This window comes from Trichocoleus sp. FACHB-591, from assembly GCF_014695845.1.
Lineage (GTDB): Bacteria > Cyanobacteriota > Cyanobacteriia > FACHB-46 > FACHB-46 > Trichocoleus.
Map to the genome: position 1 here is coordinate 64,630 of NZ_JACJPA010000121.1, position 13,796 is coordinate 78,425.

Genomic DNA, 13,796 nt, shown 5'->3' on the forward strand with positions numbered 1-13,796 from the left:
GGCGATCGATTCAACGGTTTGAGCCGCAGGGATTAGGATTGTAGCGGGAGCTTGACATGCTTGCTATTCGTCGTTGCCCGCTCCGTCTTTACTGACAATGAAGCGGTTGGCAACAGTCTCAGGCTGAATGGCAGAAAGGATAATATGGCCTGAATCGGTGATGATGACCGCTCTGGTGCGCCGCCCATAGGTTGCGTCAATCAGTTGCCCCCGGTCTCTAGCATCCGTAATGATTCGTTTGATGGGTGCGGACTCTGGGCTGACAATGGCAACCACTCGGTTGGCAGACACAATATTGCCAAAACCGATATTGATCAGCTTAATATCCATACTGAACGGCGGCTTGACCGCGTGAGGGGTTCATAAGTATTTAATTTCAATGGTATCTACAAAAATTTGGACTAACAAGGCTAAAATTCGCAGCATAACAGAGTTTTTTGGCTTGCTAAGAAGCTTTCTATCTTTGGGTATAGATCTGACTCATTAATCCCTTAGCTCGGTGATCGATCCGGTGCAATTAGCGTTAGACTGGGCAGCGATCCTGTGACTTGTACGATTTCTCACTTTGCAACCTGTTGACTTTACTACGCTAACTGCTGCCTGCTGTGAACTTCGAGCTGATTGGCTGCCATCCCGACTGGAGCAGGTCTATCAGCGCGATCGCTTTACCCTTGCCATTGCCTTGCGAACTCTGAAGCACCGGAGTTGGCTAACTATTTCCTGGCACCCGCAAGCCGCTCGGCTTTGTATTGGCGATCCCCCACCCCGCACCCCTGACACATTTACCTTTAGCCAACAACTGCAACATCAGCTAGGAGGCTTGGCCCTAGTTGCCATCGAGGCGATCGCCCCTTGGGAGCGGGCTTTGGATTTGCAGTTTGCTCGACGACCTGGAGACCCTCCGTTGTGGCACTTGTATGTCGAAATCATGGGCAAGTACAGCAATGTGATTTTGGCGAACCAGGAGAACTTGATTGTCACAGCGGCTCATCAGGTTAGTGCCCAGCAATCTAGCGTTCGCCCGATTCTGACCGGACAACCTTATGAGTTACCGCCTGCTCTTACCGATCCCGCTCCCAGTTTAAGTGAGTCTTATGAGCGCTGGCGAGAACGGATTAGCTTAGTGCCTGGGGCTTTACGCCGTACCTTAATCAAGAATTATCGTGGCTTAAGCTCAGCCTTAGTGTTGTCAATGTTGCAGGCCATCGAACTTGACCCAGAGCAATCAACAGAGGAGCTAAGCGAGTCAGAGTGGCAGCGGTTGTTTGCAACTTGGCAAACTTGGTTGCGATCGCTAGAAAGTTGTGAGCTGAATCCAGGCTGGACTCAGCAGGGATATACCGTTTTGGGCTGGGGCAAAACGCAAGCGGTAGAGAGCGTACAAATCTTGCTCAACCAGTACTACACCGCGCAACTGAATCGCCAAGAGTTTGTCCAGCTCCACCATCAATTGACCCAAAAAGTCAATAATGTTTTGGCGAAAGTGCGCCTCAAGGCTGACTTGTTTCGGCAGCGCTTAGCCCAATCGGACCAAGCCGATCAATACCGGGAGCAAGCAGACTTGCTGATGGCCCATTTGCAAGAGTGGCAACCCGGAATGAAAGTCATGACCCTGGCAGATTTCCATACTGAGCAACCTGTAGCGATCGCCCTCGATCCAGAAAAAAATGCGGTACAGAATGCTCAGTCTCTCTACAAAAAACACCAGAAACTCAAGCGAGCCCGTCTGGCAGTAGAGCCATTGCTGGCCGAGGTGCAAGTGGAAGTGGATTATCTGGAGCAAGTAGAAGCGGCCTTAGTGCAAATGGCTAGCTACCAAGCACCCGCAGACCTAATCGCTTTAGAAGAAATTCGTGATGAGTTGATTCAGCAGCAATATTTGGAGTCGCTGGAGTATCGCAGCCGCCCGGAGAGCAAAGCTAGTACAGAATTTTACCGCTTTCAAACGCCCAGCGGGTTTGAGCTGCTGATCGGTCGCAACAATCGCCAAAACGATCAGTTAACCTTCCGACTCGCGGGCGATTATGACCTGTGGTTTCACACCCAAGAAATTCCCGGCAGCCATGTCCTCTTGCGTCTAGATCCAGGAAAAGTGCCAGAAAAATCAGACCTGGAATTTACGGCTGACTTAGCTGCCTATTACAGTCGTGCTCGTCAGAGTGAGCAAGTTCCTGTGGTCTACACCGAGCCAAAACATGTCTATAAGCCCAAGGGGGCAAAGCCAGGAATGGCGATTTATAAGCAAGAGCAAGTGATTTGGGGGCAGCCTCAGCGAGCCTGTCTTTATTTATCTGCGTCGAACGAATTAAGCAGGCAATGAATGGTAATATATCATCCTGCTTTAGCGCACGAATGATGCAGATGCTGAAAAACTGCTGTAAACATTCATGACGAAAAGTTTGTGTATCTTGTTACAATACTTTCGGAGTAGGGAACAATAACCCTATACCCGCTGCAAGTGTGGGAACGCGCAGCTTGGGTTCCTCCAAAGTGAGAAGACAACGTCATTAAAAATTAATAGTAGCCAGCTATGGGAGCTGGCTTTTTTTGTGCCTAATGTTGGCGGATTTGGTGCCGTACAGGTTAATAGTTTCTGTAGAACTTAAGTTACAGCAGGGATGTATGAAGCGCCACCAGAATCTACATCAAATTCAGCAATTGGACCCTATCCAGGATCATCAGGAAATTTGCCGCCTCATGGCAGGCTACGAATTTCCGTGGGATATTAATCGAGCTCTAGAAATTGCGCTGTTTCGGACGTTTTGTGTGCCAAGTATTTCAGCCCTGCTCGACAAAACTGGAGAGTTTCATCAGCGCCCGCAAAAACGTTATGACGATACAGCTCTGACTGTGGCTGAAATTTTGAAATGGGGGTATGACAGCGATCGCGGTCAAGAAGTCATTCGCCGCATGAATCACATGCATAGGTGCTTTCAGATCAGCAATGCCGATTTCTTGTACGTGCTTTCTACATTCATCTATGAGCCTGTACGTTGGCTCGACCGTTTCGGCTGGCGACCTATGTCTGAGAACGAACGCTTGGCTTCCTTCTATTTCTGGCAGGCAGTGGGTCAGCGAATGCAGATTCAAAATATTCCTGACACCTACGAAGCCTTTGAGCGCTACAACGTTGAATATGAGCAACAGCACTTCCGCTATGCCACAACGAATCGCTTGGTAGGTGACTCCACGCAAAACTTGATGCTGAGTTGGTTTCCGAACTGGTTGCGACCTTTAGTAAGACCGAGCGTTCACAGTTTCTTAGATGAGCGAATGCTAGAAGCTTATGGATTCACCGCTCCACCTGCTTTCCTGCGACAGGCGATCGCGTACAGCTTGACATTGAGAGGCCGGGTTCTCCGCTGGCTGCCACCCCGGAAACAACCAAAGTTCTACACCGATGCTGATCACCGGAGCTATCCCAACGGTTACCAGCTTACGCAGCTTGGCCCGCCGCAGATGCTGGAGTCACTCAATCACGGTACGAAGTCTGAATAGGCTTTTTGACCCAAGCCCTGCTGAACTAAATTGAGCGATCGCCCTTAGCTTCCCGCAGGCTGAAAGGCAGGAGCGGCTTGCGTGATGGGCGGAATCCCAGCTAAATCGAGAATTTGGGGAATTAAGTCTTCTCGGCGCACAGCCATCATATGCACGCCTTGGCAAAGTTCTCGCGCCAACTTGACTTGCTCAGCCGCGATCGTAATGCCTTCCTGTAACGGATCTGCGGCTCGCTCTAAACGCTGAATGATTTCATCTGGGATGGAAACGCCTGGTACATTGCGGTTAATGAATTGAGCATTTTTAGCTGACTTAAGCAGAAAAATTCCTGCTAGAACGGGCTTATTGCTGCCTACCGCAATCTGGGTCATGAACTTTTCTAGCCGCTCAAAGTCGCAGATTAACTGACTTTGAAAAAATTGCGCCCCAGCCGCTAACTTACGATCAAAGCGCCGCTGCAAACCTGACCAGCTATTGAGTTGCGGGTCAACCGCTGCACCCACCAGCAAATCGGTGGGGCCATCAGGCATCAGTTTGTCGTTGCAGTCGAAGCCTTGATTCAACTTGGAGATCAGTTGCAGCAGCCGTACCGACTCTAAATCAAATACGGCACGGGCATCCGGGTGATCGCCCGCTTTGACGGGGTCTCCGGTTAAAGCCAAAATATTACGGACGCCTAAGGCATGGGCTCCCATCAAATCAGCTTGTAAGCCAATGCGGTTGCGATCGCGGCAAGCCACCTGGCAAATTGGCTCAATGCCATGCTGAAGCAGAATGATTGAGGCTGCTAGCGAACTCATGCGCAGCACAGCTCGACTGCCATCAGTGATATTGACGGCATGCACTCGATCTTTGAGTACTAGGGCCATTTGCAGCATGTGAGCCGCATTGCCCCCTTTGGGCGGAGCCACTTCAGCCGTCACTAAAAACTCACCTGACTGAAGCGCCTGACGAAAGCAAGAAGGAGATGGAAATAGAGATGAATTAAGCATCGCGAGATTGTTTTGACCGTTATCCATCACCTAATTAACCTCACCATCGTCACTTCATCTGGCATTCCATATTCCTGCTGAGCAATGAGCTGTGGAGTATCCGTTTTATAAAGGCAAGGCATAGCCCAAGGCTGATTTCGCCTGGTGCAGAGTTTGGTTGGCGATCGCGGCAGCGGCTTCCTGTCCTTGGCGCAGCACCGATTCCAAATAGCCCTTGTCCGCCATGATGTCGTTGTATTTGTCTTGGATAGGCTTGAGAGCGCTGATCGTAGTTTCAGTCAATAAAGGCTTGAACTGACCCCAACCCATATCCTGACACTCTGCCGCTACCTCAGCCTTAGTTTTGCCTGACAACAGCATATAGAGCGTCAGCAAGTTGTTGCACTCAGGCCGTTCTGGGTTGTCAAACTCCAACCCTCTGACCGGGTCAGTTTTGCAGCGTTTGATCTTGTTTTGGATCTGCTCAGGGGCATCTAAAACATTGATCCGACTCAAGTCTGAAGGATCAGATTTAGACATTTTGCGAGTGCCGTCGGTCAAGCTCATGACTCGCGCACCTGCCGCCCGAATCAATGGCTCTGGTAGCTTAAAGGTCGGAGATTTGTCTTTGCAAAACTGATGATTAAACCGTGCAGCAATATCACGAGTTAGCTCTAGGTGCTGCTTTTGGTCTTCTCCCACCGGAACTTTGTCAGCTTGGTAGAGCAAAATATCGGCAGCCATCAGCACGGGGTAGTCAAGCAAACCCACATTCACATTCTCGCCTTGCCGCACCGCTTTTTCCTTGAACTGAATCATGTCTTCGAGCCAGTTCAGGGGTGTGATGCAGTTCAGTAGCCAAGTTAACTCACTGTGAGCGGGAACGTGGGACTGCACGAAGATGTGGGCGTGCTGCAAGTCGATGCCACAAGCCAAATAGATAGCTGCGATCGCGTAGGTGTCAGCCGCTAGCGTAGCTGGATTGTGGGGTGCAGTAATGGCATGGAGATCGACGACACAGAAAAAATTTTCGTATTGGCTTTGGCCTTCCACCCAATTGCGAATGGCTCCCAAGTAGTTACCTAAGTGGAGATTGCCCGTTGGTTGAATGCCAGAAAGAACCCGCTGCTTAGCCATAATTTTCAAATGATCACATGCCAAAGCTGTCCTAGAGCGCAAGCAAGGCCCAATTGCTGCTGTTAGTCACAGTTGCCTATGTCAAAAGCAGGGACAGTCTAAAACCAGAGTAAAGCTTTACGATGCAAAGATTAACTTTTCTTTATGTAAAATCAAGAACGATTACAAAGCCTGGGTTCTGAAATCATCGAAGTTATTTATCTCTAAGCCTTTTCAGCCTTTCCCAATTATGGCGCAGTCTGATCAGAATCCGGTGGGCCAACTCAAGGCTTGCCTGTCTCTTTCCTACGGCCTCCCCAATAAGCGCAGTAGAGAACAGTAGCAGCAGGTTGTACAGTCTATTCATGCTTTTTACCTTCATCATGCTCCTAGACTGTCTACCTTGGCTTCAGGTTGACCAGTTTGCGGTCACGCAACCCCAACAACTCTTTGACCTCCTACAATTTCCCTTCATGCAACGGGCGATCGCAGGTGGGATTCTCATGGGTGTGTTGGGTGGGCTACTGGGTTGCTTTGTCACACTGCGGCAGTTGTCGTTCTTTAGCCACGCTGTCGGTCATGCGGCTTTGGTCGGAGTCGCTCTAGGCGTTCTGCTACAGCTCAACCCCACTTGGATGCTGCTCCCTTTTACCCTGCTGTTTGGTCTAGCAGTGCTCTACCTGATTGACCAAACCGATTTGTGGAGTGACAACATCCTCAGCATTGTGCTCTCAGGCGCTTTAGCGATCGGGGTGATTTTGACTAGCTTTATTCAAGGCTACCGAGGCAACTTAATGGGGGTGTTGTTTGGTGACATCCTGGCCATCAACCGTACCGACCTACTGCTGACGCTGTTGTTGTTGATTGTCAGTGCTGTTTTTTTACTATCGACGCTACGACAACAAATTTTGCTAACTCTGAATCAAGCAGTGGCGCAAGTGCAAGGGATTCCAGTCCAACTGCATCGCTATTTGTTTGTAGTCTTGCTGTCTTTGGCAGTTGCCGTTTCCATCAAAGCGATCGGGATTTTGCTAGTGAATGCCTTTCTGGTCATTCCAGCCTCAACTGCCAAACTGCTGAGTCAAAGATTCACTCGCTTCTTGCTGCTATCGGTAGCGATCGGAGCACTGAGCAGCATTTTGGGCATGTTGGTATCTGGAGCACTGAATTTTGCTTCTGGCCCTAGTATTGTGTTAGTTCAGTTTGTGCTCTTTCTGCTTGTGCTGAGCTTGACCAAGCTGAAAGCATTACCAACCTAAGTTGTAGCGTTTTCTAGCCTAAGGATTATGCAGCAATTTCCTGATTGTGACCTGAGGAATCGTAAAGATCTAAAAGTGTTTGAGATTTAGCGAGATCGAATTTCTTTCAGCCTCAAAGGCTTGGTGAGCGGGGTGCATGTTTTACTTTTCCCCGCATTTTGACTAAAGAAGAGTTGGGGTTAGAAAATAATTCATATTTTCATCAACTTTTTATCCCAGAGTGTGACAAACTCGGCGATAACGTCCTTAAGCACCTCTAATCTCCCTAATCTCTAAACTGACTGTGCAATTAAAGTACGCGCTGGTTCATGAATGGTTGACGCCAAAAGCAACAGGTGGCTCGGAACTAGTCGTGCAGGAGATTTTGCAGCATATCGATGCAGATCCCTACGCCCTAATTGATTTCGAATCCACAAATCCAGAGAGCTATTTGTTTCAGCGTCAGATTGGCACGACTTTTTTGCAGTATTTTCCAGGTGCTCGCGGGGGTGTGCAGAAATATTTGCCCTTGTTGCCTTTGGCGATCGAGCAACTAGATTTACGCCCGTATGATGTGATTCTTTCTTCTTCCCACGCGGTGGCTAAAGGAGTCCTGACTGGCCCCCATCAGTTGCACATTTGTTACTGCCATACTCCTATGCGCTATGCCTGGGATTTAACCTTTGACTACTTACGCAGCAGTGCCTTGGGGCGTGGGGTCCTAGGCTGGGCAACACGTTGGCTGCTGCACTATCTGCGACAATGGGATGTTTTATCTGCGAATCGGGTAGATTATTTCATCGCCAATTCGCAAAATACAGCCCGTCGCATTTGGCGCTACTATCGGCGACCCGCCACGGTAATTTATCCGCCTGTGCATACGGAGCGATTTCCTTTTCAAGCTCAGAAGCAAGACTTTTACCTCACAGTTTCTCGCTTGGTGAGCTACAAAAAAACCTCGCTGATTGTGCGTGCTTTTAATCAGTCAGGGCGATCGCTGGTGGTGATTGGCAGCGGTCCAGAACTGCAAGAGCTACGCAAAATCGCTAAACCAAATATCCAAATACTGGGATGGCAACCAGATACCGTGGTGGCAAAATATATGGCTGAAGCTAAAGCATTTGTTTACGCAGCCCATGAAGATTTTGGTATCGCTCCCGTAGAAGCTCAAGCCTGTGGTACTCCTGTGATTGCTTATGGAGCCGGAGGAGCTTTAGAAACGGTGCGAGATGTGCGTCAGTACTCGGATACTGCCACAGGAGTTTTGTTCTCAACTCAATCGGAGGTGGCTTTAATTGAAGCAGTGGAGTATTTTGAAACTCATGCCCAAGCGTTTAATCCTGAGGTGGTGCGATCGCATGCCTTAACCTTTGACGCTAAAGCGTTTGCGCGACAATATCTCAGTTTTGTGGAACACTGCTGCCAAGAATTTAGGTCTAGCGATCCCAGTGAAGTACTGGCTTTTAGGCCTAAATTGCTGTAGAAGCTGTTTCTGGCTTTATGATCAGGACTGTGTGTGGTGTGAGTTTGTGAGTTGAAGGAGTACAATGACTGCCGAAAGTCAACTTATCTCCGGCAAGACAATTCGGGCTATTTTCAAGCGGGGCTTGCCGCCAGTCACGTTAGTTAGTCTAGACGGAGAGTTTTCCAAGCGGTTGTTTGATATTGGATTTTCGCTTGCGGTTTTGATTTTGTTCTCTCCGGTTTATTTGCTCCTGGTCCTGTTGATTGCCTTTAGCTCTCCAGGACCGATTTTTTATGTGCAAGAACGGATTGGCAAAAATCGTCAACCTTTTGGTTGCATCAAATTCAGAACGATGGTCGAAAACGCTGACGAAGTACTACTTAAGTTGTTGGAAACCTCCCCTGATGCCCGGCAAGAATTTGAAGAAAACTTCAAACTGAAATACGATCCTCGGATTACCTGGATTGGTCGGTTCTTGCGAGTCACCAGCTTAGATGAGTTTCCCCAATTTTGGAATGTGCTTAAAGGTGACATGAGCGTCGTAGGTCCTCGGCCTCTTGTAGAGGAAGAATTGCCAAGGTACGGCAGATATATGGACCGGATTTTGACGATTCAACCTGGAATCACAGGCTTGTGGCAAGTTTCTGGACGCAATGATATTCCTTACCATCGACGGGTCTTGATGGACCTTTACTACGTTAACTGCCGCAGTTTTTCGATGGACCTATGGTTGATTGTTAAAACAATCGGCGTTGTGGTCTTTCCAAGTAAAAATGGTGCTTATTGAAGCTTCTCTCTCACTTATAGAGGGGAAACTTCATTTGTTTTTGTGTCCAATTATACGGTATTGGCTGATTGGCGTCTTCTGGAAGCGCTAGCTGCAATCTTTGACAAAAATATACAGAGGCTACCAATTCTTTGCAGACACTACATAGTTTTTTGATGTTTTGTTGAGAGTTTCAGGCTAACGTATGGATTGACTCTTAACAAAAATGGGATGTATAGAGGTGTAGCGGCTAGGCACAAGCTTGAAATTGCATCTGTCTGCTCCAGACTCTCAGGGGAATTGCTTGGAGTTGTGACTAGCTTAAACCGCTAAAACTTATGTTTCCCCAGCCCCCATGTCAGCCACAGAAGGAACTTTTCAAATGACCCAACGGAAGCGAGCGCTAATCACAGGTATTACAGGTCAAGATGGCTCTTACCTCAGCGAATTGCTGTTAGAAAAGGGTTATGAAGTTCATGGCATTATCCGACGAACTTCAACTTTTAATACAGACCGCATTGACCATGTATACGAAGACCCTCATAAAGAGGGAGCGCGTTTGTTTCTGCACTACGGCGACTTGACGGATGGGACAACGTTGCGCCGCATCCTAGAAGAAGTGCAGCCGCAAGAAATTTATAACTTGGGGGCTCAGTCGCATGTGCGAGTCAGTTTTGACTCACCTGAGTACACCGCAGATGCAGTAGGGATGGGCACACTCAGACTGCTGGAAGCTATTCGTGACTACCAACATCGAACTGGCTTAGAAGTGCGGTTTTACCAGGCAGGTTCCTCAGAGATGTTTGGCAAGGTGCAGGAAGTACCTCAAACCGAAACCACACCCTTCTATCCTCGTAGTCCTTATGCCTGCGCTAAGGTCTATGCTCATTGGCAGACTGTAAACTACCGTGAATCTTACGGTATGTTTGCGTCCAACGGAATTTTGTTCAACCATGAGTCTCCGCGTCGAGGTGAAACCTTCGTCACTCGCAAAATTACCCGAGCGATCGCGCGAATTGTGGCAGGCAAGCAGAAGAAGATCTACTTGGGCAACTTAGATTCCAAGCGGGACTGGGGATACGCCAAAGATTATGTGCGGGCAATGTGGTTGATGCTGCAACAAGATCAACCCGATGACTATGTAGTGGCAACGGGTGAAACGCACTCAATCAGTGAGTTTCTAGATTTGTCCTTTAAGTGTGTCAACCTGGATTGGAACGACTACGTTGAGTTTGACGAGCGTTACCTACGTCCCGCAGAAGTTGATCTGCTGATTGGAGATCCTGCTAAAGCCAAGCAGAAGCTGGGTTGGGAACCCTCTGTGACTTTTGAGCAGCTTGTCGCCATCATGGTGGAAGCTGATTTGCAAGCCTTGGGACTTACTATGGAAAATGGTAGAGGTGCGTCTTTGGAACACGCTACCATTCGCCACGAAGTCAGCAATGTAATGAGCTAATCTCTGAGCATTTCTGATTTATTTCAACAGAGATAAAAAAGCCATGACAACGCTGGATCTCAGAGATAAACGGATTTTGGTGACGGGAGGTGCTGGCTTCCTGGGGCGTCAAGTGATCGACCAGCTCCAACGGGCAGGTGCTGATTCCCAAAAGATTACGGTGGTGCGATCGCGGGATTATGACCTACGTTTCCTCGATCACTGCCAACGAGCGGTTGATCAGCAGGATGTGGTGATTCACTTAGCGGCCCATGTGGGTGGGATCGGGCTGAACCGAGAAAAACCAGCCGAACTGTTCTACGACAACTTAATGATGGGTACGCAGTTGATTCATGCGGCCTATCAAGCGGGGGTCCAGAAGTTTGTCTGTGTGGGTACCATTTGTGCTTACCCTAAGTTCACCCCGGTGCCGTTCAAGGAAGAAAATCTTTGGGATGGCTACCCTGAGGAGACTAATGCCCCTTATGGCGTGGCTAAGAAAGCTCTGTTGGTCCAGCTGCAATCCTATCGCCAGCAGTATGGCTTCAATGGCATCTACTTATTGCCAGTGAACTTGTATGGGCCTGAGGATAACTTCGATCCTCGCAGTTCCCACGTCATCCCAGCGTTGATTCGTAAGGTTTACGAAGCTCAGCAACGGGGAGACCAGCAACTCCCTGTCTGGGGTGATGGCAGTCCGACTCGTGAGTTTCTCTATTCTGAGGATGCGGCCCGTGGCATTGTGATGGGCACCCAGTCCTACAACGATTCTGAGCCTGTGAATCTGGGGACTGGCTACGAAATCACAATTCACGATCTGGTAACTCTGATTTGTGAGCTGATGGGCTTTGAAGGCGAGATTGTTTGGGAAACCGACAAACCTAATGGTCAGCCACGCCGCTGCTTGGATACAGAACGAGCCAAGCAGTTTGGCTTTACGGCTCAAATGGAATTTAGGCAAGGGCTGAAAAACACAATTGAGTGGTACAAACAGCACGCTAGCTAAGCCACAACTTAGACATCATCTGTAGGGGCGGGTTTTGTAGTTCAGGTATCGCGATAATGCGAATCCTGCTACTAAACCCGCCCCTATGTCCATTGCGACTCCTATAACAATGAGAGACAAGAAGCGATCGCCATCTTCTCTTCAATTCAGGCAATGGCGATCGCTAAAACCTCAATCCTCAAATAGTGGGGATAGAGAATTAGGGATAGAGACCGCGATCGCTGACAGCTTGGGCCACACGACCCACAGCCAGAGTATAGGCTGCTAAGCGGAGTGGAACTTGGCGATTTTGTGATTGCTGCAAGACACGCTGGAAGGCATGCACCATCAAGCTTTCCATTTCGCGGTTTACTCGTTCTTCGTCCCAGAAGACATAGGAAAGCCCCTGCACCCATTCCAGGTAACTCACGACGACTCCACCTGCGTTAGCGAGAATATCAGGAAATACCGTAACACCTCTCGCTTCCAGGGCTTGGTCTGCGGCTAATGTCACTGGGCCATTGGCTGCTTCTACGATGATCTGAGCCTTGATTTGAGCGACATTAGCTTCAGTAATTTGGTTTTCTAAAGCGGCTGGAATCAAGACATCGCAGGGAAGGAGCAAGAGATCGTCATTGCTAATCGGCGTGGAACCGGGAAATCCAACTAAGCTCTTATGGTTTTCGGCGGCATAGGTTAGCAAGGCTGGAATATCCAGGCCAGCGTCAGCAAACAGACCGTTGGTACTGGTGGAGACCGCTAGAATTCTAGCGCCAGCTTCGTATAGCAACTGGGCGGCGGATCGGCCAACATTACCAAATCCTTGGATGACAATCCGGGCACCTGCCAAAGACTTGCCCTGAGCTGCTAGTGCCTCCCGGACCGTGATCATTACGCCTCGACCTGTAGCCATTTCTCGTCCGAGAGAACCACCAATTGAGATCGGTTTACCTGTCACTACTCCGGGGACAGCGTGGCCTACGTTCATGGAGTAGGTGTCCATCATCCAGGCCATTTCCCGCGCGGAGGTGCCAACATCGGGCGCAGGAATATCTACAGAGGGTCCAATATCTTTGATTAACTCGTTGGTGTAGCGGCGAGTAATTCGTTCTAGCTCGCTGACACTGTAATCGTTAGGATTAATGGCAATTCCCCCTTTCGCACCTCCATAAGGAATGCCTAAGAGTGCGCACTTCCAGGTCATTAGCATGGCTAGAGCCGAAACTTCCCGTAAAGTCACGGCGGGATGATAGCGTGTACCGCCTTTATAGGGACCGAGGACATCACAGTGCTGAACTCGGTGCCCCGCCAGAACTTGTACAGTACCGTTATCCAGTTTGATGGGGATGGAAACGGTGACGACTTTACGAGGATGGCTCAAGATAGCTTGTAAACCAGCATCTAGTTGAAGTTCTCTAGCGGCTTCGTCCAGATAGCTACAGGTTTGATCTAAGGGACAAATGTGGGCAGGTGAAGCAGGTTCTAGAGGCAGGAGTGATGGTGAACCCATAACATTACTCTCACAATCGCAGTCTCTCTGCGAACTGGGTATCTATCCGTAGCCTAGCCTTCTGAATGGGGATCACTCTGGATTTTGGTAAAATTCGTTACATTTTCCCTGGAGCAAAAGTGATAGGTGGTGGCTACCAAAACATAGGTGGTAGCGATCGCTAGAATTTTGATTAGGGCAAGTTTGGGTAAGCCACAAAAGTAGGCAGCATGTTACGCATTGAGCAAATCCTAAATTTCTGGTTTGGCAGTCCAGAATCAAGTAGTTATGGCAAGAGCCGCAAGATTTGGTTCGCAAAGGATCCAAATTTTGATCGAGACATCAGCGATCGCTTTCTATCCAACTACGAAGCAGCGGTGGCTGGTCACTACAATGGTTGGACAGCTTCCCCTGATGGTTGTTTGGCCTTGATATTGTTGTTCGATCAGTTTCCGCGCCATATCTTTCGGGGCGATCGCCGAGCTTATGCTACGGATGCTCAAGCTTTAATCACCGCTCAGCAAGCGATCGCGCAGGACTTTGACCAAGCTTTGTTGCCTGTGCAGAGGATGTTTATTTACTTACCCTTTGAGCACAGTGAGAATTTAGAACACCAGCGCTTATCAGTAGAACTGTTTCGGCAGTTGAGTGACGATCCAGATGCTGGTGATATGTTTCCCTATGCGGTTCGCCATAAAGAAATTATTGAAGGATTTGGGCGCTTTCCCCATCGCAATCAAATTTTGGGCCGTACAACAACTCCTGAAGAAGCGGAGTTCTTGAAGCAACCGGGTTCATCGTTTTAAGTGTTTGAAATTTTGATTTGGTAGCTG

12 protein-coding genes are annotated in these 13,796 nt (G+C 48.9%); 8 read left to right on the forward strand and 4 right to left on the reverse strand.

The window, feature by feature from the left end; all coding sequences use genetic code 11:
• Positions 1-63: 63 nt before the first annotated feature.
• Positions 64-330: an extracellular matrix/biofilm regulator RemA gene (gene remA / locus H6F90_RS28090; RefSeq protein ID WP_190437987.1), complete on the reverse strand. Its 267-nt coding sequence runs from the start codon at positions 328-330 to the stop codon at positions 64-66.
• Between the two features lie 235 nt (positions 331-565).
• Here remA and H6F90_RS28095 point away from each other — a divergent pair, with 235 nt between their 5' ends.
• Together H6F90_RS28095 and H6F90_RS28100 are read left to right on the forward strand one after the other, a co-directional pair.
• Positions 566-2,320 (forward strand): NFACT family protein, encoded by a 1,755-nt coding sequence (locus H6F90_RS28095; RefSeq protein WP_190555277.1) that lies wholly within the window; start codon positions 566-568, stop codon positions 2,318-2,320.
• A gap of 302 nt (positions 2,321-2,622) precedes the next feature.
• Positions 2,623-3,498, forward strand: a complete 876-nt coding sequence (locus tag H6F90_RS28100; protein ID WP_190555278.1) for an oxygenase MpaB family protein — start codon at positions 2,623-2,625, stop codon at positions 3,496-3,498.
• Between the two features lie 44 nt (positions 3,499-3,542).
• Here H6F90_RS28100 and H6F90_RS28105 read toward each other — a convergent pair whose 3' ends face one another.
• Both H6F90_RS28105 and trpS read right to left on the reverse strand, forming a co-directional pair.
• Positions 3,543-4,517: a methylenetetrahydrofolate reductase gene (locus H6F90_RS28105; protein ID WP_370588115.1), complete on the reverse strand. Its 975-nt coding sequence runs from the start codon at positions 4,515-4,517 to the stop codon at positions 3,543-3,545.
• Between the two features lie 78 nt (positions 4,518-4,595).
• Positions 4,596-5,606 carry a tryptophan--tRNA ligase gene (gene trpS / locus H6F90_RS28110; RefSeq protein WP_190555279.1) on the reverse strand — a complete coding sequence of 337 codons (1,011 nt, stop codon included), beginning with the start codon at positions 5,604-5,606 and terminating at the stop codon, positions 4,596-4,598.
• A 344-nt stretch (positions 5,607-5,950) separates the two neighbouring features.
• Between trpS and H6F90_RS28115 the strand changes: the two genes are divergently transcribed.
• From H6F90_RS28115 to H6F90_RS28135, 5 genes are all read left to right on the forward strand, one after another.
• Entirely contained in the window at positions 5,951-6,844 is an 894-nt protein-coding gene (locus tag H6F90_RS28115) for a metal ABC transporter permease (protein WP_242024666.1), read from the forward strand.
• A gap of 283 nt (positions 6,845-7,127) precedes the next feature.
• Positions 7,128-8,306, forward strand: coding sequence for a glycosyltransferase (locus H6F90_RS28120; RefSeq protein ID WP_190555280.1), 1,179 nt, complete (start codon positions 7,128-7,130; stop codon positions 8,304-8,306).
• A gap of 64 nt (positions 8,307-8,370) precedes the next feature.
• Positions 8,371-9,075 carry a sugar transferase gene (locus H6F90_RS28125; protein ID WP_190555281.1) on the forward strand — a complete coding sequence of 235 codons (705 nt, stop codon included), beginning with the start codon at positions 8,371-8,373 and terminating at the stop codon, positions 9,073-9,075.
• Between the two features lie 361 nt (positions 9,076-9,436).
• Positions 9,437-10,510 (forward strand): GDP-mannose 4,6-dehydratase, encoded by a 1,074-nt coding sequence (gene gmd / locus H6F90_RS28130; RefSeq protein ID WP_190437997.1) that lies wholly within the window; start codon positions 9,437-9,439, stop codon positions 10,508-10,510.
• A gap of 43 nt (positions 10,511-10,553) precedes the next feature.
• A complete protein-coding gene (locus H6F90_RS28135) occupies positions 10,554-11,495 on the forward strand; it encodes a GDP-L-fucose synthase (RefSeq protein ID WP_190555282.1) in 942 nt (313 codons plus the stop codon).
• Between the two features lie 199 nt (positions 11,496-11,694).
• Here the strand turns inward: H6F90_RS28135 and H6F90_RS28140 are convergent, their stop codons facing one another.
• Positions 11,695-12,984 carry a Glu/Leu/Phe/Val dehydrogenase gene (locus tag H6F90_RS28140; RefSeq protein WP_190555283.1) on the reverse strand — a complete coding sequence of 430 codons (1,290 nt, stop codon included), beginning with the start codon at positions 12,982-12,984 and terminating at the stop codon, positions 11,695-11,697.
• 209 nt (positions 12,985-13,193) lie between these two features.
• On the opposite strand from H6F90_RS28140, the gene H6F90_RS28145 reads away from it, so the two are divergent.
• Positions 13,194-13,769 carry a DUF924 family protein gene (locus tag H6F90_RS28145; protein WP_190555284.1) on the forward strand — a complete coding sequence of 192 codons (576 nt, stop codon included), beginning with the start codon at positions 13,194-13,196 and terminating at the stop codon, positions 13,767-13,769.
• Positions 13,770-13,796 lie beyond the last annotated feature (27 nt).